This is a genomic window from Nonomuraea sp. CX421 (assembly GCF_059358955.1).
In genome coordinates this window covers 542,706-562,855 of the sequence record NZ_JCADBK010000002.1, presented here as the reverse complement: position 1 = coordinate 562,855, position 20,150 = coordinate 542,706, and the positions used below count along the sequence as shown (strand labels likewise).

General features: G+C 70.0%; 14 protein-coding genes and 1 pseudogene. 7 read left to right on the top strand and 8 right to left on the bottom strand.

What is annotated here, in order from left to right:
* Positions 1–36: 36 nt before the first annotated feature.
* Positions 37–1,467 carry an RNA polymerase sigma factor gene (locus tag AC5L3X_RS05635; RefSeq protein WP_494855523.1) on the bottom strand — a complete coding sequence of 477 codons (1,431 nt, stop codon included), beginning with the start codon at positions 1,465–1,467 and terminating at the stop codon, positions 37–39.
* Positions 1,468–1,732: 265 nt separating this feature from the next.
* Here AC5L3X_RS05635 and AC5L3X_RS05630 point away from each other — a divergent pair, with 265 nt between their 5' ends.
* Genes AC5L3X_RS05630 through AC5L3X_RS05610 form a run of 5 tightly spaced genes read left to right on the top strand, consistent with a single transcriptional unit; the run spans position 1,733 to position 5,590 of the window.
* The gene (locus AC5L3X_RS05630) at positions 1,733–2,791 is read left to right on the top strand and encodes an ABC transporter ATP-binding protein (RefSeq protein WP_494855522.1); all 1,059 of its coding nucleotides are present in this window, start codon (positions 1,733–1,735) and stop codon (positions 2,789–2,791) included.
* Positions 2,784–3,458 carry an ABC transporter permease gene (locus AC5L3X_RS05625; protein WP_189123277.1) on the top strand — a complete coding sequence of 225 codons (675 nt, stop codon included), beginning with the start codon at positions 2,784–2,786 and terminating at the stop codon, positions 3,456–3,458. The genes AC5L3X_RS05630 and AC5L3X_RS05625 overlap by 8 nt, the downstream gene beginning before the upstream one ends.
* Complete coding sequence (locus tag AC5L3X_RS05620; RefSeq protein WP_494855520.1) at positions 3,455–4,141, top strand: ABC transporter permease; 687 nt, start codon at positions 3,455–3,457, stop codon at positions 4,139–4,141. Before AC5L3X_RS05625 ends, AC5L3X_RS05620 begins: the two co-directional genes overlap by 4 nt.
* Positions 4,141–5,067, top strand: coding sequence for an ABC transporter substrate-binding protein (locus tag AC5L3X_RS05615; RefSeq protein ID WP_494855518.1), 927 nt, complete (start codon positions 4,141–4,143; stop codon positions 5,065–5,067). The genes AC5L3X_RS05620 and AC5L3X_RS05615 overlap by 1 nt, the downstream gene beginning before the upstream one ends.
* 40 nt (positions 5,068–5,107) lie before the next feature.
* Entirely contained in the window at positions 5,108–5,590 is a 483-nt protein-coding gene (locus AC5L3X_RS05610; protein WP_494855516.1) for a flavin reductase family protein, read from the top strand.
* 89 nt (positions 5,591–5,679) lie between these two features.
* On the opposite strand, the gene sppA is transcribed toward AC5L3X_RS05610, so the two are convergent.
* The 4 genes from sppA to glgB all read right to left on the bottom strand — a co-directional run bounded on the left by sppA (position 5,680) and on the right by glgB (position 13,969).
* The gene (gene sppA / locus AC5L3X_RS05605) at positions 5,680–7,377 is read right to left on the bottom strand and encodes a signal peptide peptidase SppA (RefSeq protein ID WP_494855514.1); all 1,698 of its coding nucleotides are present in this window, start codon (positions 7,375–7,377) and stop codon (positions 5,680–5,682) included.
* Positions 7,378–7,559: 182 nt separating this feature from the next.
* Positions 7,560–9,518 carry a S8 family peptidase gene (locus AC5L3X_RS05600; protein WP_494855512.1) on the bottom strand — a complete coding sequence of 653 codons (1,959 nt, stop codon included), beginning with the start codon at positions 9,516–9,518 and terminating at the stop codon, positions 7,560–7,562.
* A gap of 304 nt (positions 9,519–9,822) precedes the next feature.
* On the bottom strand, positions 9,823–11,688 hold the full coding sequence (locus tag AC5L3X_RS05595) for a S8 family peptidase (RefSeq protein WP_494855511.1): 1,866 nt from the start codon (positions 11,686–11,688) through the stop codon (positions 9,823–9,825).
* A gap of 85 nt (positions 11,689–11,773) precedes the next feature.
* A complete protein-coding gene (glgB, locus tag AC5L3X_RS05590; protein WP_494855510.1) occupies positions 11,774–13,969 on the bottom strand; it encodes a 1,4-alpha-glucan branching protein GlgB in 2,196 nt (731 codons plus the stop codon).
* Positions 13,970–14,085: 116 nt separating this feature from the next.
* Between glgB and AC5L3X_RS05585 the strand changes: the two are divergent.
* Positions 14,086–14,313, top strand: a pseudogene (locus AC5L3X_RS05585) (helix-turn-helix domain-containing protein); the annotation flags it as partial.
* Positions 14,311–14,415 carry a zinc ribbon domain-containing protein gene (locus AC5L3X_RS05580; protein WP_494855573.1) on the top strand — a complete coding sequence of 35 codons (105 nt, stop codon included), beginning with the start codon at positions 14,311–14,313 and terminating at the stop codon, positions 14,413–14,415. The pseudogene AC5L3X_RS05585 and the gene AC5L3X_RS05580, both read left to right, overlap by 3 nt.
* 292 nt (positions 14,416–14,707) lie before the next feature.
* Here the strand turns inward: AC5L3X_RS05580 and AC5L3X_RS05575 are convergent, their stop codons facing one another.
* The 3 genes from AC5L3X_RS05575 to AC5L3X_RS05565 form a co-directional block, all read right to left on the bottom strand.
* Positions 14,708–16,039: a maltokinase N-terminal cap-like domain-containing protein gene (locus AC5L3X_RS05575; protein WP_189123286.1), complete on the bottom strand. Its 1,332-nt coding sequence runs from the start codon at positions 16,037–16,039 to the stop codon at positions 14,708–14,710.
* A 3-nt stretch (positions 16,040–16,042) separates the two neighbouring features.
* Positions 16,043–17,743, bottom strand: coding sequence for a maltose alpha-D-glucosyltransferase (gene treS, locus AC5L3X_RS05570; protein ID WP_494855509.1), 1,701 nt, complete (start codon positions 17,741–17,743; stop codon positions 16,043–16,045).
* A 71-nt stretch (positions 17,744–17,814) separates the two neighbouring features.
* Positions 17,815–19,938, bottom strand: a complete 2,124-nt coding sequence (locus AC5L3X_RS05565) for an alpha-1,4-glucan--maltose-1-phosphate maltosyltransferase (protein WP_494855507.1) — start codon at positions 19,936–19,938, stop codon at positions 17,815–17,817.
* Positions 19,939–20,150 lie beyond the last annotated feature (212 nt).

Sequence of the window (20,150 nt, the reverse complement as noted above, 5' to 3'; positions counted from 1 at the left end):
CCGGCGGCCGTCGGGCCGGCCGCCGGCGCGACCTGATCAGGGGCCGATGAGCGACGGCATCGAGAAGAACACGATCATCGCGATGGCCACGCAGAGCAGGAACCCGACGAGCTCCCACGCCCAGTCGTGGTGACCGCGCCTGCGCTTGCGGGCCTTCGGCTTCGGCTTGCCGGGCTTGCCGGGCTTACGGGCGCCAGGCTTGGGCACGGCCTTCCCACGCTGGCCGGCGACCGGCCGCCGCGGCTGGGCGCCCGAGGGCCGTCGAGCCTGGGCGCCCGAGGGCCGCTGGGCGTCGTCGGTCTTCCGGTCGCCGCGCTCGGCCGCGCGGCCGGTGGGTGGTCGGCTGGTGGAGCTGGGGGAACTGTCGGAGCGCTTGGGGGCGCCGGTGTCGCGGGCGCCGGTCTGCCAGGCGCGTGGCGGGGCGGGCGGCCGGGTGAACTCCTCGGGCAGCGGCATCCGGTAGACCGGCTCGTCGGCCGGCCGCTTGGGCGCGAACAGGTCGCCGGGCGGGCCCTCGCCGGCCGGCGGCGGGGTGACGGGGCCGCGGTGGATGAGGACGTCGCCCGTCGCGTGCGGCTCGGCCACCGGACGTACGTCGTCCCGCACGGGAGCCGACAGGAAGAACGGCCGCTCGCGTGGCCGGGAGAAGACCCGGCCGAGCCCGGTGGTGTCGGTCGGCGCCATCGGGTCGCGCAGCCGCGGCATCGGCGCCGTGGTCGCGTCGTGCTCCGGGACCCGCGCCGGGGAGGGCGGCGCCAGCAGCTCGGCGGGGAAGATGGCGGTGCTCGTCGCCGGATCGGGCTCGCTCAGCGGCAGCGGCCAGCGGGGCGGCACGGGCCAGCGCGGCTTCACGAACATCGGCGCGGCGCCGGCCGTACGGGAGCCGGCGAAGTGGACGCGCAGGGAGGCGGGCGGCGAGGGCCACGGCAGGCGGCCGAGCACGTCGCGGAGCGGCGCGACCCTGAGCGCGCCGTAGACGTCGGCCACCTGCTTCGGCACCCGCGCCCCGGTGGCGGCCAGCGCCATGCCGAGCAGCTGCCGGTAGCGGTGGGCGGCGCTGATCGCCAGCTCCTCGGCGGTGTCGGGCGCCACGTCGAGCACCCAGGCCAGCTCGGTGCGGCCCAGCCGGCAGACCTCGCTCAACAGCAGCACTTCGCGCTGGTGCGGGCGCAGGTCGCGGAGGGTCCGCTCGACCAGCGCGGAGGCCGGGTCGGTGAGCGGGTCGACGGCGGGAGGTGCGTAGACGACGTCACGCCGGTGGATCTCGCGGCGGGCGAACGCGTAGAGCGCCGCGCGTGGCGGCGCCGTCGCGGAGACGCCGCTGAGGACGGTCGCGAGGGCGTCGGCCGCGGAGCCGTGGTCGCCGAGCTGGTCAGCACAGTAGGCGAACAGCCCGGCGGCGTGACGGTCGTAAAGCTCTGTGACCAGGTCGGCGCGCGGGCGCTGATCGGTGAGCGGCTGTGTCACGGGGCCGGTTCCTCTTGCTTCAAATGCGGGATTGCCGGGGGGTGGAGAGGCGGCGTCAAGATTGGGTAAGGCAATCATGCCAACTAAGCCAGGGTGGCGCACCTATCGGGTCCGGTTTCGCTCCGAATTGACCCTGGTGCGTGAAGCGTTTAAGCAAGGGCCGATGCGACAGGTCGGCTCATTTCCCCATAGGGTTGTCGGGTAATAGATCATGGGCGGTCGTGGCAGGGGGGTCGCGGCCCTGCCACTATGCGAGAGGTCGCGCGTGATCACATTCGACGCTGTCACCAAACGCTACCCAGACGGCACCGTCGCCGTTGACGCGCTCAGTCTTGAGGCGCCGACAGGCGAGATCACGGTGTTCGTCGGCCCCTCGGGTTGCGGCAAGACGACGTCCCTGCGGATGATCAACCGGATGATCGACGCCACGGAGGGCCGGATCCTCCTCGACGGCGTGCCCGTGCAGGGCATCGATCCGCCGACGCTGCGCCGCGGCATCGGCTACGTCATCCAGCAGGCCGGCCTGTTCCCGCACCGCAAGATCGTCGACAACATCGCGACGGTCCCCTACCTGCTCGGCTGGGATCGGAAGAAGGCCCGCTCCAGGGCCATGGAGCTGCTCGAACGCGTCGGGCTCGACCCGGCGATGGGCGAGCGCTACCCGTTCCAGCTGTCCGGCGGGCAGCAGCAGCGCGTGGGCGTGGCCAGGGCGCTGGCCGCCGACCCGCCGGTGCTGCTGATGGACGAGCCGTTCAGCGCGGTCGACCCGATCGTCCGCACCAGCCTGCAGGACGAGCTGATCCGGCTGCAGGCCGAGCTGAACAAGACCATCGTCTTCGTCACCCACGACATCGACGAGGCCATCAAGCTGGGCGACCGCGTGGCCGTGCTGCGCGTGGGCGGCAGGCTGGCGCAGCTGGCCGACCCCAAGACGCTGCTGTCGGAGCCCGCCGACGACTTCGTCCGCGAGTTCCTCGGCCGCGACCGGGGGATCCGGCGGCTGCGGTTCGTCTCGACCGAGGGCATGCGGCTGCGCACCGACCTGAGCGTCACCGAAGGGTCCGACGACCCCGCGGACGAGCCGTGGCGGCTCGTCGTCACCGCCGACGACCGGCCGCTCGGCTGGGTCTCCCGCGACCGGCCCGGCACTCTGGAGCCGTACGGCACCTTCAGGCCGGGCCACGACTCCATGCGCTCGGCTCTCGACGCTGCGCTGCTGTCGCCGTCGGGCTGCGCGGTGGCCGTCGACGGCGAGGGCAGGGTCGTCGGCGTGGCCACCCGGGAGGCGCTCGACGAGGCTCTCACGGAGGCGGCCGATGGGTGACGGGCCGCCCACACTCTGGGAGTGGATCGCGCGCAACTGGGACACCGGGCGGGTCGGCAGCATCAGGGACCTGCTCGGCGACCATCTCGTCATGTCGCTGGTGCCGATCGTGGCCGGGCTCCTGCTGGCCCTGCCGCTCGGGCTGGCCAGCGTGCGGTGGCGCTGGCTCTACCAGCCGACGGCCGGCGTGTTCAACGTCATCTACGCGCTGCCGTCGCTGCCGGTCTTCATGCTGCTGATCTCGGTCACCGGCCTGTCCCAGCTGACCGTGATCATCCCGTTGACCTTCTACGCCATGGCCGTGCTCATCCCCGCCGTGGTCGACGGGCTCGGCGCGGTGCCGGAGCACGTGCGCCAGTCGGCGGTGGCCATGGGCTTCACCCCGCTGCGCCGCCTGGTCCAGGTGGAGCTGCCGATCGCCACGCCCGTCGTGCTCGCCGGGCTCCGGGTGGTCGCCGTCTCCAGCATCAGCCTGGTCAGCGTCGGAGCGCTGATCGGCCAGGGCGGCCTCGGCATGCTGTTCACCCGGGCCTACCAGAACCCGTTCCTGCCCCCGGTGATCGTCGGCATCGCGCTGATCGTGCTGCTGGCGCTGGTCGCCGACGGCCTCCTGGTCCTCGCGCAGCGGCTGCTCACCCCGTGGGTACGGGCGAGGAGGGCCACGTGAGCTGGCTCACCGACTTCTTCGGCGACCCGGCCAACTGGTCGGGTCCCGACGGCATCCCGGCGCGGCTGCTGGAACACCTGGAGTTCTCCGCCCTGGCGCTGGTGCTCGCGATGCTGGTCGCGGTGCCGCTCGGGCTGTTGATCGGCCACACCGGCAGGGGCGGGCTGCTCGTGGTCGTCACGGCCAACCTGGCCAGGGCGCTGCCCACGCTGGGCCTGCTGGTGCTGTTCGTGCTGCTGCTCGGCACCGCCTCCATCCTGCCGGTGATCATCCCGCTGGTGCTGCTGGCGGTGCCGCCGATCCTGGTCAACACGTTCGAGGGGATCCGGGGCGTCGACCCGGAGCTGCGTGACGCCGCCTACGGCATGGGGCTCACCGGCGGGCAGGTGCTCGGCCGGGTGCTGGTGCCGGTGGCGCTGCCGCTGATCCTGCTCGGCCTCCGCCTCTCGGCGATCCAGGTGGTGGCGACCACGACGGTCGCCGCCTACACCGGGCTCGGCGGGCTCGGCCGGTTCGTGATCGACGGTTTCGCGACCAAGGATTACGCCAGTGTGGTCGGTGGTTCCGTACTGATCGTGTTGTTCGCGCTCGTGGTGCAGATCGTGTTCATGCTCGTACAGCGGGCAACGGTCTCGCCTGGGGTGAGCCAACGCCTGATAACCCCCAAGAAGGGAAGATTGTGATGAGACGCACTTTCGGCGCCGCGGCGCTGCTCCTGTCCGCGGCGCTCACGTTGACCGCCTGCGGGAGTGGCGGCAGCGGCGGCAACCCGCTCGACACCACGAGCGCGGCCCCCAGCGGTTCGGCCTCCGCCGGCGGCGGCGGCAAGGCCGTCATCGGCTCGTTCGACTTCGACGAGAGCGTGCTGCTGGGCTCGATCTACGCCCAGGCGCTGGAGGCCAAGGGCGTCGAGGTCGAGGAGAAGCCCCGCATCGGCAGTCGTGAGGTGGTCTACGACCAGGTCAAGAGCGGCGGGCTGACCATCGTCCCCGAATACAACGGCAACCTGCTCGCCTTCATCGACCTGCAGAACACCGCGGCGACCACCGACGAGGTCAACACCGCGCTGAAGGAGAAGCTCCCGGCCGAGCTCCAGGCCCTCGACTCCTCGCCCGCCGAGGACAAGGACACCCTGTCGATCACCAAGGACACCCAGGCCAAGCAGTCGCTCACCACGATGGAGGACCTGGCCAAGGTGTCGAAGGACATGATCGTCGGTGGTCCGCCCGAGTTCAAGAAGCGCTGGGAGGCCCGCTTCAAGGACGTGTACGGGCTGGAGTTCAAGCAGTGGAAGGCGACCGGCCCGACCACGGCCGACGCCATCAAGGACGGCTCGATCCAGGTCGGCAACGTCTTCTCCACCGACCCCAAGATGACGGCCAACGACCTCGTCCCGCTGCAGGACCCGAAGAACATCTTCCCGGCCCAGAACGTCACCCCGCTGGTCAACAAGGCCGCGGCCAACGACACCATCACGAGCACGCTCAACAGCGTCTCGGCCAAGCTCACGACCGAGTCGCTGCTTGAGATGATGCAGAAGATCAGCGTCAACAAGGACGAACCCGCCACGGTGGCCAAGGAATGGCTGAGCACGAACGGCCTCGGCTGACCCGCCCGGCCAGGGTCCCCTTCCGCGGGGGGCCCTGGCCGTGAGCGAGTTCACCGAGGCGATGGCCCAGCTCGCGGCGGGCGTGGCCGTGATCACCGTGCGCGACGGCCGCGACGACCTGGGGGCGACGGTGTCGGCGCTGATGTCGGTCTCGCTGGAGCCCCCGCTCGTCCTGGTGAGCCTGGGCACCCACGGCTACCTCGCCGAGGTGCTGCTGCGCCAGGACCGCTGGGCGGCGTCCCTGCTGTCGGCCGGGCAGGCCGCGATCGCCAGCCGCTTCGCCGCCTCCGGCCGTCCCAGCGCCCGCCACCTCGTGGCCGGTGTGCCGCACCATCGCGGGCCGCACTCCGACGCGCTGGTGGTCGAGGGCGGCGTCGCCGCCCTGGAGGCCGAGACCAGCCAGGTGGTGCCCGCGGGCGACCACGCCCTCTTCATCGCCCGCCTGCTCGCGGTCGACTACGTCACGCCCACGCTCCAGCCCCTGGTACGGCTACGCGCCCGCTACCGCCCGATGGGCCCCTGAGCATCCAGTAGCAGCAAGGCGCGACTTCACGGGGCTGGAGAGTCCACGGCCGTGGAGAAGGTGACGCATCCCCACCGCCGCTGAGCGGTTCAGCGGATCGCGTACCAACCCGGAAGGGCGAGCGGGCCGGCGGCGGGGAGGCCCAACTCGGCCGACAGGCGGGCCAGCGGACCCCAGGCGTCGATCCGGACGCGAGCCAGCGCCGCCGCCTTGTCCTCGCTCGACTCGGGGCCGCGCAGGCGCTCCAGCGGGTTGAGCCGGGGGTAGAGGCGCACGGGCGCGTCGTCGGCCAGGCGGGCGCGTTCGCGGGCCAGCCGCAGCGCGTCCTCCAGGCCGCCCAGCTCGTCGACCAGCCCCCGCTCCTGGGCGTCGGCGCCGGTCCAGACCCGGCCCCGGGCCAGCTCGTGGGTCCGCTCCCGGCTGAGGTCGCGGCACTCGGCGACCTTGCCCACGAAGTCGTCGTAGATCCGGTCGAGCCAGGCGTTGACCCGTTCCCACTGCTCCGGCGAGAAGCCGCGCGAGGTGGAGAACATCCCGGCGTTGGCCCCCTCGGCGACCAGTTCGGAGTTGACGCCGATCTTCTCCAGCAGCTCCGTCAGCACCGGCTTGCCGCCGAACACGCCGATCGAGCCGGTCAGGGTGCCGGGCTGGGCGATGATCACGTCGGCGGCCATCGAGACGAAGTAGCCGCCGGAGGCCGCCAGGTCGCCCATCGACACGATCACGGGCTTGACCCTGCGGGTCAGCACCACCTCGCGCCAGACGGTGTCGGAGGCGACGTAGGAGCCGCCGGGGCTGTCGACCCGGAACACCACGGCCTTGACGTGCTCGTCGCGCCGGGCGGACCGCAGGGCGGCGCTGACCGTGTCGGAGCCCATCGCGCCGCCGCCGCCGAGCGGGCTGCGCCCGGAGCGCCCGGAGCGGATCTGGCCGTTGCCGTGGACCAGCGCGATGCCGGCGGCCGTGGGATGCGGCAGCTTGCGGACGGCGGCGTTCCTGGCGTAGCGGGAGACGAACTGCAGGTGGGCGTCGGCTCCGGCGGCCTGCTTGACCTCGTCGTAGACCTCGTCCCGGTAGGCCAGCCGGTCGACCAGCCCGGCCTCCAGGGCCTCGGTTCCGATGAACGGCCCGCGGTCGACGAGCTCGCGCACCTTGGCCGGGTCGAGCCGGCGTCCCTCGGCGATGCCCGCGACGAGCTGGTCCAGGACCGACTCGACGATGCGGCCCATCGACTCGCGGTGGGGCTCGGTCATGTGGTCCTGGGTGAAGGTGTTGGCCCCGGTCTTGTACTCGTGGCGCTGCCCCATCTCGTAGTCGACGCCCAGCTTGGCCAGGGCGCCCTTGACGAAGCGCTGCTCCATGGCCACCCCGGTCAGCCCCACGTCCCCGCTCGGCTGGAGGTAGACCCGTTCGAAGGCGCTGGCCAGGTAGTAGGGAACGGTGCCGCCGCCGAACTCGCCGAACGTCTCGCCGAAGGCGACCGTGAGCTTGCCCGAGGACCGGAACCGGGTCACGGCCTCGCGCAGCTCCTGCACCATGGCCAGGCCCAGCGGGTTGCCGCCGATCTTCACGATCAGCGCCTTGACCCGCGAGTCGTCGCGGGCCCGCTTCAGCCCCGACAGCACGTCGGCCAGGCGGGGCTTGCGCATGGACAGCAGGGCGGCGACCGGATCGGTCGGCGGCCCCTCCGTGAGCCCCTCGGTGAGGTCCAGCTCGAGCACCAGCGGGGCGGTGCGCCGCTGGCGAAGCCTGTCAACAGTGTCGAAGATCGCTCTTCCTGCGTCCATGAAGCCACCCTAAACGACACATCTCGGACTGCAGTGCGGTCTCTTGCGAAGCCCGCCCCGGACCTCGCCGACGGGCGACAGGATGTTCACCTGGTCGGCCTCACGGACCTTCCCGGCCGAGCGAGGCCGGTCGTGGAAAGGGGCCGGCCCCTTTCCAGGACCGGCCCCTCCAGGTGATGGGGTTACTTGTTCACGTGCTTGTAGAGGTAGACGGCCGTCTTCTTGAGCTGCGCGGCCGTGCCTCCCTTGACGCGGTACTTCTCGGCGACGCCGATCGCCTTCTTCAGCGTGGTGTTGCCGTGCACCTTCGCCGAGGCGTTGTAGACGCCGTGAGAGTAGTTGAGCCAGGCGGCCAGCAGCTCACGGTCGAGCATGGCCTTGGCGCTCTTGCTCTTGGGGTTGAGCACCTTGTACGCCTTGCCCAGCGTCGCGGCGTTGCTGACCTCGGGGAAGACCGAGCTGCCGTTCTGCGTGATCGACAGGTAGCACAGCAGGGTCCGGTCGGACAGGCTGCCCTGGGTCTTCAGCATCTCCCGCGCCCACGCCTTCGAGCTCAGCGGCTTGGTGCCACGGCCGCGCGTGCACGTGTCGGGCACGGGCTCCGGGTCGGGATCCATGCTGATGATCCGGGGGTCGGGGTCGCTGGTCGGCGCCGGCGTGTGCGTGGGGGTCACCGTCGGGGTCGGCTTCACGGTCGGCCTGACCGTCGGCTTGTTCGTCGGAGTGGCCGTCGGCGTGGTGGTGGGCTTGCCGGTCGGGGTCACCGTGGGCGTCGGGGTCGGCGTGGGGGTGGGCGTCGGGGTCGCCTTCGGCGGGGTCGCCTTGGCCAGGTCGATCCGCTTGGTGGTCACCTGGCCGTACGTGATGGGCTTGCCGGTGCTCTGCAGCTTGGCCAGGATCTGGCGGATGCTCAGGTTCGGGTGGGCCTGCTTCATCACCGCGAACGCGCCGGCCACGTGCGGGGCGGCCATCGACGTGCCGCCGATGACGCCGTAGGTGTTGTTCGGCACCGAAGAGTTGATCTGCACGCCGGGCGCGAACAGGTCGAGCAGCCTGCCCCGGTTGGTGAAGGTCGCGAGCGCGTCGTGGTCGTCGGTGGCCCCGACGGTGACGGCGCTGGAGATGCAGGCGGGGGAGGAGACGCCGTTGGCGAACCCGTTGTTGCCGGCGGCGACGACCGGCGCGACACCGAGCGCGATGAGGGCGTCGAACTGCGCCTTTCGGACGGCCATGGAGCCGGTGTCACAGTGGTTGGAGTACGGGCCGCCGCCGCCCAGGCTCATGTTGGCCGCGACGACGTTGCGCGCCTTGGCGACCAGCGTGACGTAGGCGAGGGCGAACATCTGGTCGGAGGTGTAGCTCAGCAGGCAGGGGCTCTTGCCGGCGCCGCACAGGTCGTCGCTGTCGAACCGGCTGAAGACCTGGATCGGCAGGACGCCCGCCTCGGGGGCGACACCGTTGGACGGGGCGCCCGTCGTCTTCTTGCCCGTGGCGATGCCCGCCACGTGGGTGCCGTGGTAGCACATGTTGGCGCCCTGGACGACGCACTTGGCGATCTCGGCGTCGGCCGCGCCCGCGCCCTTCTGCGTCGCCTGCCCGTTCGGGCAGAGCGAGGTGGCCTTGTCGCCCGCGAAGTTGGTCGAGAAGCAGGCCTCGTCCACGATCCGGCCGGCGAAGAACGGGTGGTCGCGGTCGATACCGGTGTCGAGGACCGCGACCGTGAAGCCCTTGCCGGTCCAGCCCGCCTCGTTGGCCTTGTCGGAGCCGATCAGCTTGGTGCTTACGTCGAGGGACGGGGCGCTCAGCTCGTCCTTGTAGATCGCCTCGATGCGGTCGTCCTTCTTGAGCTCGTTCAGGGCCTTCTCGTCGAGCTCGGCGACGAAGAAGTCGGCCGCCTTCCGCTCCTCGATCACGTCGGCCTTGCGGGACGCCTCGTCGGCGGCCTTGGCGACCGTGCTGACGCTGGCCCCCGGCTTTAGCTCGATGATCGAACGGACCGTTCCACCCTGCTTGACCTCGGCCGTCAATCGAGAGCTGACGGCAGGGTCGTCAAGGGTGGCCGCGTGGGCCGGGGCAGCGACGAGCGCGGCCGAGGCCGTGGCCAGTGCTAAGGCGCTGACCAGCAGAGACCGTAGTCTCACTCTTCCTCCGGGGGGTCGACCGTCCGTCTCTCGGACGGACTGGAGGGGGACACCCGAACGGCGGGACGCGTCGAGGGCGAGCTGCGGAATCGTGATGGCGAAACCCCCGTGAAGCTCGCTCGTCTCGGCCACTGGCCGGAAAAATCCCCACTTGATGGTGCGTACGGGGCCAGAGTGTACTGAGAGGCCAGGCGCCAGCACCGCGACGAAACACGTCCGTTATCCGGATATGCGGGATTCCTCTTTGGACGGTTCCAAGGAAGGGATCGCGGGGGCGGCTCGGGGGCCGCCCCGGGACGGTGCCTCAGGCGGACTTGCGCAGGCTCTTGGCCGCCTTCGTCAGCTTGGCGCTGGTCGCCTTGGCCGACAGGCGCACGGTCTCCGCGCTCTTCAGGGCCTTGGTGTTGTTCGTGCCGTGCGCCCAGTTCAGCCAGCCGACCAGCAGCGCGCCGTCCAGCCGCTGCCTGGCGGTCTTGCCGGCCTTGACCACCTTGTACGCCGTGCCCAGCGTCGAGGCCCTGGTCAGCTCGGGGAAGACCTTGCTGGCCTTCTGCACCAGCTTCAGGTAGCAGGTCAGCGTGGCGTCGGGGATGCTCCCGCTGCCGCGGTGGATCTCGACGGCCCACTGCTTGGCCGTCAGCCGCTTGCCGGTCGTGCTCCTGGTGCAGACGGCGGCCGGAGGCGAGGCGGTGACGGTCACCGTCACGGTGACGGTCGGCAGCGGGATGGGCGTGGTCTGGCCGTCGCCGGGGTCGGTCGCGGTCGGCTCGGGTTCGGGGGCCGGCTCCGGTGACGGGCTGTCGGCGGAGGGCTCGGGCTGCGGCTGGGGGTCGGGTCGCGGGGCGGCCGTCTGGCTGACCGTCGGCGCCGGCGTCGCGCCGGTCAGGGCCGCCAGCACGTCGAGGCGCGGCGTGACCACGTCCACGCCGTTCGCCTGGTAGGCGTACGGCCTGCCGGTCGTCTTGAGCCGTTCGATCAGGTCGGACATGGGGGTCTGCGGCGACTGGGCCTTCAGCAGCGCGAGGGCGCCCGCCACGTGCGGGGTCGCCATCGAGGTGCCGCTGTAGACCGCCATCTGGTCGTCGGGCACCGACGACTCGATGTCCACGCCCGGCGCGAACAGGTCGAGTAACGCGCCCCGGTTGGAGAAGTCGGCGATCTGGTCGCCGTCGTCGCCCGCGCCGACCGCCACGGCCGAGGAGATGCACGCGGGGAAGGAGGCGCCCTCGAAGTACTCGTTGCCGGCGGCCACCACGGTCGCGATGCCCTTGGCCAGCAGCGAGTCGATGGCCGGCTTGAACGCCTGGGCCTCCTCGCCGTCGTCGCAGGACGTCTCGGCGGGCATGCCGCCGAGGCTCAGGTTCACCGCGGCGATGGGCTGCGACAGGCCGGCCACGTGCTCCATGGCCAGCCGGAGCGACGACTCGTAGGCCAGCAGGCAGGACGGCTCGCCGCAGATGCTCTCGTCGTCGACCCGGCTGAACACCTGGACGGCGACGATGCCCGCGCCCGGCGCCACCCCGCCGGTGCCCGCCGCGATGCCCGCCACGTGGGTGCCGTGCTCGCACAGGTTGACCGCCCCCGCCAGGCAGTTGGCGGTGGCCGCGTCGGCCGCGCCGGCCCCGATCTGCGATGTCTGCCCGTTGGGGCAGAGCGACGTCACGCCCGTCTCGACGGCCGAGAAGCACGCCTCGGCCACGATCCGGCCGGAGAAGAACGGGTGGTCGCGGTCGATCCCGGTGTCGAGGACGGCGACCGCCTGGCCGGCGCCGGTGAACCCCTGGGCGTGCGCCTGGTCGGCGCCGATCAGCTTGAGGCTGGAGGCCAGCGTCGGGGGATAGGCGCGGTCGCGGTGGATCGAGGTGACCCGGGGGTCCTCGGCCAGCGCGGCCAGCTCCTCGGCGGTGCCCTCGACGACCATGAACGGCTGCGTCTCCGGCCGGAGCACGACGTCCACGTTCGCCTCGGCGGCCTGGGCGGCGACCGGCGCGCGTTCGGCCGGGCCGGTCAGCTCGACGATGGCCCGGACGCTGCCCTCGCCGACCGCCAGGCTCTCCTCCAGCTTCTCGTGGTACGGGGGCGGCGCCGGTGTCGGATCATCGGCGAACGCCGGGGCGGCCGGGACCAGAGCCAGCAGGATCGAGCAGACGATCAGAGAGCGAAATCGCACGCGTCCTCCGAGAAGGGGGTGATCTCGGAGTTTAAGGCGATTTATTGGTCAAGCCCAGAGTTGAGGCGCCTTTCCCAGCGAACTCTTATGACTCTCCCAGCTCATCCTCGCGGCGATCCTGGTGCTGATCCCGGTGCTGATCCTGGTAGAGCCACACCGCCCCGAGCGGCGGCACCCGCAGCGTCGTGGAGTAGGGCAGACCATGACACCCCTGCTCGACCGCCTCGACCCCGCCCAGGTTGCCGACGCCGCTGCCCCAGTAGTCGTAGGCGTCGGTGTTGACGACCTCACGCCAGTGCCCGCCGTACGGCAGGCCGAGCCGGTAGTCCTCGTGCGGCGCGCCGCTGAAGTTGGCCACGCACGCCAGCGCGGACCCGTCGGCCGCGTAGCGGACGAAGGAGAACGTGTTGCCCGAGGCGTCGTCGGCGTCGATCCACCGGAAGCCCTCGGGGACGGTGTCCTGCTCCCAGAGCGCCGGCGTCTCGCGGTAGAACCGGTTGAGGTCGCGGACGAGCCGCTGGACCCCCTGGTGGCCGTCGAACTCCAGCACCCACCAGTCGAGCCCGCGCTCCTCCGACCATTCGGAGCCCTGGCCGAACTCCCCGCCCATGAACAGCACCTGCTTGCCCGGATGCGCCCACATGAACGCGAACAGCGCCCTGAGCTGGGCGAAGCGCTGCCACTCGTCGCCCGGCATCTTGCCCAGCAGCGAGCCCTTGCCGTGCACCACCTCGTCATGGGAGAGCGGCAGCACGTAGTTCTCGGAGTAGGCGTAGATGAGCGAGAACGTCATCTGGTGGTGGTGGTACTGGCGGAACACCGGCTCGTGCCGCAGGTAGGCGAGGGTGTCGTGCATCCAGCCCATGTTCCACTTGAAGCCGAACCCGAGCCCGCCGAGGTGCACCGGCCGCGAAACCCCCGGCCAGGCCGTCGACTCCTCGGCCACGGTCGAGATGCCCGGCGCCTCCCGGTAGACGACGGAGTTCATCTCCTTGAGGAACTCGACCGCGTCGAGGTTCTCCCGGCCGCCGTAGACGTTGGGGGTCCACTCGCCCTCGCGCCGCGAGTAGTCGAGGTAGAGCATCGAGGCCACCGCGTCGACCCGCAGGCCGTCGATGTGGAACTCCTTCAGCCAGTAGAGGGCGTTGGCCACCAGGAAGTTGCGCACCTCCCTGCGGCCGAAGTCGAAGACGTACGTGCCCCAGTCGGGGTGCTCGCCCCGGGCCGGGTCGGCGTGCTCGTACAGCGGGGTGCCGTCGAACCGGGCCAGCGCCCAGTCGTCCATCGGGAAGTGCGCGGGCACCCAGTCGAGCAGCACGCCGATGCCGGCCTCGTGCAGCCGGTCGACCAGGTGGCGGAACTCGTCGGGCGTGCCGAACCTGGCGGTGGGCGCGTAGTAGGAGGTGACCTGGTAGCCCCACGACCCGCCGAACGGGTGCTCGGCCACCGGAAGCAGCTCGACGTGCGTGAACCCGAGGTCACGGACGTACTCGACGAGCTGGTCGGCCAGCTCCAGATAGGACAGTCCGGGCCGCCACGACCCGAGATGCACCTCGTAGACGCTCATCGGGGCCCGCTGCGGGGTCTGCTCCCGGCGTTCGGCCAGCCAGCTCTCGTCGTTCCAGGTGTAGGACGACTGCTCGATCACCGAGGCGGTCTGCGGCGGCACCTCGGTGCGCCGGGCCATCGGGTCGGCCTTGTCGCGCCACACGCCGTCGGCGCCGAGGATCTGGAACTTGTAGCGCTCTCCGGCCCTCAGGTCGGGGATGAACAGCTCCCAGACGCCGGAACGCCCGAGCGAGCGCATCGGGTAGGCGGTGCCGTCCCAGTGGTTGAAGTCGCCGACGACCCTGATGCCCCGCGCGTTGGGCGCCCAGACGGCGAAGGCCGTGCCCTGGACGTCCTGGTGTCGCATTACCCGCGCGCCGAGCACCTCCCACAGCCGCTCGTGCCGCCCCTCGCCGATCAGGTGCAGGTCGACCTCGCCCAGGGTGGGCCAGTGCCGGTAGGGGTCACGGACCTGGACCGGCTCGCCCCCGGTGTACTGGACGCTCAGCGTGTAGCCGGGCGCCTTGTCGAGCCCGGGAACGGTCACCTCGAACACGCCGTGAGCCTGGTGTTTCAGGTCATGGGAGGTGCCGTCGTCGAGCACCACCCGGACACGCTCGGCCATCGGGCGCAACGTACGGAACGTCACGCCGCCCGCGACGGGATGAGCGCCCAGGATCGAATGCGGATCGTGGTGCGCCCCGCCCGCGAGGCGGTCGAGCTCTGTTCTCATCGAATCTCCTCAAGGCTGAAGGCCCCGTCCTTCAGGGCGGGGAGGAAAGCCGGAACAATGCCATCAAATCGAACACGTGTACGAAATTTGGCGGATCTTGCGGGACGGTGTGCGGCGTGGCGCAGATCGTCAAGCGGGCCTACCGGTATCGCTGCTACCCGACCCCCGAGCAGGCTTCCGAGCTTGCCCGGACGTTCGGCTGTGTGCGCCTGGTCTACAACAAGGCCTTGGCGGAGCGCACCCGGGCTTATCGGCTGGAGGGCCGTGGTGTCTCCTGCGAGGAGTCGTCGGCTGCTCTGACAGCCTGGAAACGCAGTGAGGAGTTGCGGTTTCTCGCCGAGGTGCCGCTGAACGTCCGGACCTGGGTATGCGCCTGCGGCGCCTCCCATGACCGGGATGTCAACGCGGCCAAGAACATCCTCGCCGCCGGGCTGGCAGAGAGCTGAAACGCCTGCCGAGCCGATGTAAGACCTCAAAGGAAGTTTTCCTTTCCTGGCGGGCGACCGGCGATGAAACAGGAACCCTCACGGGCGACCGTGGGGTATTCCCCTCGTTCACGAGGGGGAGGAGGTCAACGGCATGCTCCCAACCCTGCCCTACCTTGACCGTCCAACCCAGCCACTGCCCGCTTTCACGGCCGCAATCACCGAAAGTGGGGATTCCTGGGTTTATCTGGGGCAGACCCGGCCCCAGGACAAGGGGCCGGCCGAGTGAGGGAAACCCCGCGGCGGGTGACCGTCAGAACGCGTCCTGCCGGAACGCGGCCAGCGGGATGCCGATCCACGAGGGGCGGTTACGGGCCTCGTAGACGACCTCGTACACCGCCTTGGACAGCTCGAACGCGCGCAACAGGGCCTGGCCGTCCGCCGAGATCACGCCGCCCGCCTCGGCGTAGCCCTCCAGGAAGGCGGCGCGGTTGCGCCGCGACCACTCGTCGGCCCGCGGCTCCAGCGTCGCCGCGTCGGCATGGCCGGCCAGCAGGTGCCGGGCGGCGTAGTCGAACGAACGCAGCATGCCCGCCACGTCGCGCAGCGGCGACGACAGCGCCCGTCTCTCGGCCAGCGGCTGCCCCGGCTCGCCCTCGAAGTCGAGCACCACCCAGTCGGTGGGCGTGCGCATCACCTGGCCCAGGTGGTAGTCGCCGTGCACCCGCTGTACGGGCACCTCGACGGTCAGGTCCTCCACGAGGTGGTAGGCGGCCTCCAGCGCCCCGACGTACTCGCGCAGCTCCGGCACCTCGGCCACGGCCCGGCCGAGCCTGCGCCGGAAGCCCTCGGCCATCCGCTTGACCTCGTGCGTCTCGATGACGTCCGTGGGAAAGGCCTCGGCCAGCTCATGGTGCACCCGGGCGGTGGCCGCGCCGAGCCGGCGGGACTCGGCGGCGAAGTCGCCGCCCGCCTCGGCGGCGCCGATGCCGGGGGCCGAGTTGTACAGGTCGCGGACGCTGGTGAGCGCGAGGTCCCAGCCGTCGTTGGCGTTGGGCAGGAACCGCTGCATGAACGCCAGCGTGGTGGGGGTCCCGTCGAGGTCGCACTCGATCCATCCGTACGGCTGCGCGATGTGCGGGGCGTTCCGCGCGGCCAGGGCGGCGACGACCTCCAACTCGGGATTGATCCCGGGGATGAGGCGGCGGAACAGCTTGCAGATGTAGGCGTCGCCGTACACCAGGGAGGTGTTGGACTGTTCGGCGCCGAGCACGAGGCTGCGCTGGGAGGTGTCGATGGTGACGCCGGGCGTGTGGCGCATCCGCAGGTCGCCGCGGTCCTCGTCGGCGGCCATGCCGTCGAGCAGCCAGCCGGTGAGCTCGTAGTCGTGGGCGGCGTCGTACAGGAGCCAGTCGTGGAACTGGCCGATCACCGCGTGCTCGAGGCGGTCCGGCAGGTCGTAGCGCTGGCCGAGCAGGATCTGGTAGCGGTCTCGCGAGCCCTCCTGCCACACGGCCACGATCAGGTGCCGGAGCCCGGAGGTCAGCTCGACATCCGATTCGACCGACAATCGGTCGATCGGGCGCCCCTTGCCGCCGAACCAGCGTTGATGACCGATCCATGCGACAAGGAGCTCGTCAAGCACGTCTTACTCCTCCTGGGTGATCGCCGGCGGGAGGGTGAACCAGTAGAACCCATGCCCTGGGAGCGTCAAAAGATACGGAAGTTCGCCAATTGCCGGAAATGGGACGCCGCCCATCGTCTCGACAGGCGAGACGCCGACGAATCGGCGCAGGTCAAGCTCCACCGGCTGCGGGAACCGCGAGAGATTGTTGACGCACAGCATCCGGTCGTCTCCCAGCTCTCGGACGAACGCCAGCACGCTCGGGTTGGAGGAGTTGAGTTCGGCGAACTCACCCAGCCCGAACACCGGGTGCCGCTTGCGGATCTCGATCATGCGACGTGTCCAGTGCAGCAGCGAGCCGTTGTTCCGCTGCTGGGCCTCGACGTTGAGCCCCTGGTAGCCGTAGATCGGGTCCATGATCACCGGCAGGTAGAGGCGGCCGGGGTCGCAGTCGGAGAACCCGGCGTTGCGGTCGGGGTCCCACTGCATGGGGGTGCGCACGCCGTCGCGGTCGCCGAGCCAGATGTTGTCGCCCATGCCGATCTCGTCGCCGTAGTAGAGCACCGGCGAGCCGGGCAGCGACAGGAGCAGCGCGGTGAACAGCTCGATCTGGTTGCGGTCGTTCTCCAGCAGTGGCGCGAGCCGGCGCCGGATGCCGACGTTGGCCCGCATGCGCGGGTCCTTGGCGTACTCGGTGTACATGTAGTCGCGTTCCTCGTCGGTCACCATTTCGAGCGTCAGCTCGTCGTGGTTGCGCAGGAAGATGCCCCACTGGCAGTGCTCCGGGATCTTGGGGGTCTGGGCCAGGATCTCGGAGATGGGGTAGCGCGACTCCCTGCGTACGGCCATGAAGATGCGCGGCATCAGCGGGAAGTGGAAGGCCATGTGGCACTCGTCGCCCCCGCCCACCGGGTCGCCGAAGTACTCCACCACGTCGGAGGGCCACTGGTTGGCCTCGGCGAGCAGCACGCGGTCGGGGTAGATCCGGTCGACCTCCTTGCGCACCCGCTTGAGGTACTCGTGGGTGCGGGGGAGGTTCTCGCAGTTGGTGCCCTCCTCCTCGAACAGGTAGGGCACCGCGTCCAGCCGGAACCCGTCGATGCCGAGGTCCAGCCAGAAGCGCAGCACCTCCAGCATGGCGTCCTGGACGTCCGGGTTCTCGTAGTTGAGGTCGGGCTGGTGGTGGAAGAACCGGTGCCAGTAGTGCTGACCGCGCACCGGGTCGTAGGTCCAGTTGGACGTCTCGGTGTCGATGAAGATGACGCGGGCGTCGGAGTAGCCCGTGTCGGTGTCGGCCCAGACGTAGAAGTCGCCGAACGGTCCCTCCGGGTCGTGCCGGGAGGCCTGGAACCAGGGGTGGGCGTCGCTGGTGTGGTTCATGACGAGGTCGGCGATGACCCGCATGCCGCGTTTGTGGGCCTCGTCGACCAGCTTCACGAAGTCCCCCAGATCGCCGAACTCCGGCAGGATCTTCATGAAGTCGGCGATGTCGTAGCCGCCGTCACGCAGCGGCGACTCGTACAGGGGCAGCAGCCACAGGCAGTCGACGCCGAGCCACTGGAGGTAGTCGAGCTTGTTGATCAGGCCCTTGATGTCGCCGGTGCCGTCGCTGTTGGAGTCGGCGAAACCCCTGATCAGCACTTCGTAGAAGACCGCGCGTTTGTACCAGTAGGGATCGCGAGGCTTCTCTTCGTCGAAGGCGTTGGGAATGGGTGCGGAGCTCATGAACCCCTCCTTGCGAGGTTCATGAGGGAGGCGCTGACACACACGTTGAAGACTCCCCGCTGAATTCTGGTCTACCGTGGCGCGGCTCGTACGGTTAGGACGTGGGCTGGCTGGACATGGGGGTCGAGGCGCACATAGTTGCTCTGCCGCCAACGATACGACTCGCCGGACAGCTCATCGTCGACGACGAACTCCGCGTTCCAGTCGAGACCGAGCGCCGGCAGATCGAGCTCGACCGTCGCCTCGTGGGTGTGGTGGGGGTCGAGATTGATGACCGCCAGAACGACGTCGCCCATCCCGTGCCTTCGTGTGGCCGGGTCATAGGCGCCCGGGAGTCGCTTGGAAATGCAGACGATGTCCGGTTGGTCGACCCTGTGGAACCGTAGATTACGCAATTCCTGTAGTGCCGGGTGGGCTCTTCGAAACAAATTCAGGTGCGTGATGAATGGCGCCAGACTGCGGCCTTCACGCTCGGCCGTGGCCCAATCGCGAGGTCTGTACTGATATTTCTCGCTATCTAGATATTCCTCACTTCCCGGGCGAACGGGAATGTTCTCCGAAAGCTCGTACCCTGAATAGACCCCCCAGGTCGGCGAGGCCACCGCCGCCAGCACCGCCCGGATCTTGAACGCCGGAAGCCCGCCGTGCTGGAGATACTCGTGCAGGATGTCCGGCGTGTTGACGAACAGGTTGGGCCGCAGGTAGGCCGACGTCTCGTGCGCCAGCTCCGACAGGTAGGTCTCGACGTCGTACTTGGTGTTCTTCCAGGTGAAGTACGTGTAGGACTGGTGAAATCCGACCTTGGCCAGGGTGCGCATCATCGGCGGCCGGGTGAACGCCTCGGCCAGGAAGATCACGTCGGGATCGGTCGAATGAACGTCGGCCAGCAGCCGCTCCCAGAACGCCACCGGCTTGGTGTGTGGATTGTCCACCCGGAAGATCCGCACGCCGTGATCCATCCAGTGCCGCACCACCCGCTTGACCTCGGCGTAGATCCCTTCGGGATCTTTGTCGAAGTTGATCGGGTAAATGTCCTGATACTTCTTCGGCGGATTCTCGGCGTACGCGATGGTCCCGTCGGCGCGGATGGTGAACCACTCGGGGTGCTCCTTGACCCACGGATGGTCGGGAGAGCACTGCAGGGCCAGGTCGAGCGCGACCTCCATGCCCAGCTCACGGGTGCGGCCGACGAACAGGTCGAAGTCCTCGATCGTCCCCAGGTCGGGATGGATCGCGTCGTGCCCGCCGTCCTCGCCGCCGATCGCCCACGGCGAGCCGGGCTCGTCGGGCTCGGGGCTCAGCGTGTTGTTGCGGCCCTTGCGGAACGTCTCGCCGATCGGGTGGATCGGCGGAAGGTAGACGACGTCGAAGCCCATCCTGGCGATGGCCGGCAGCCGCTTGGCCGCCGTCTGCAGGGTGCCGGACTTGGAGACGCCCGACTCGCTGACGATCGCCCCCTCCGACCTGGGGAAGAACTCGTACCACGAGCCGTACAGGGCCCGGCGCCGGTCGACCCTGATCTTCCGCGGTCGTGACCTGGTGACCAGGTCGCGGAGCGGGTGGGCGTCCAGCAGGCTCGCGGTCTCGGGCAGTTGCGCGATGGACAGCCGGGCGCGCGGGTCGAGATCCTCGTCGCGCAGGGTGGCCGCGATCGTCAGCAGCGCGGCCCGGTGCCCGCAGGCGCTCTCGCCGTCACCCGCCCTGACCTGCTCGGACGTCCGGGCGGTGCCGGGCCTGACCGGGGTGTGCCCGTTGCGCGCCCGTGGCGTGGTGCCCCCGATCGGGGCCGGGCAGTCGGCCTGCCGGACGGCCTTGGCGGCGCGTTCGAACAGCCGGGCGCCCTCCTCGCACATGAGGTCGACGTCCATGCCGCGCGGAATCTTGATCTCGGCGTCGTGCAGCCAGGTGGCGATCGGGTCGCTCCACGCCTCGACCCGGAACAGCCAGTCGCCCTCGGTGGGCAGGCACACGTCGACGCACCACCGGTCGGTGCCGGGCGCCTGCTCGCGCATCCGTCTCAGCCGGCCACGCCGCCCATCGGGCGCGGTGAGCACCACACCCGCGGCCACGGCGTCGTGACCCTCTCTGAACACGGTCGCCGCGACCTCGAAGGTCTCGCCGGCGACCGCCTTGGCGGGCCATTGCCCGCAATCGACGACGGGGTGCACGTCCGTGATGGGAATTCTTCCGATCATCGCATTTCAAGGTTGCGGCGGGACACTCGGTACCGCCGGAGGCTTCCGTGGCAGGAACGATCCTTGCATGTAAATTATGGGCAGCAGCGGATAGACCTCCCGTGTCCCCGGGAGAACCGACAATGGTGGAAGTTGCCCCAATAGTCGCTCTTCATGCTTCATCTGGGGAAGGGGTTTGAACGTCCTTGCTGAGGGTGAGGGTCTGTGAGGTC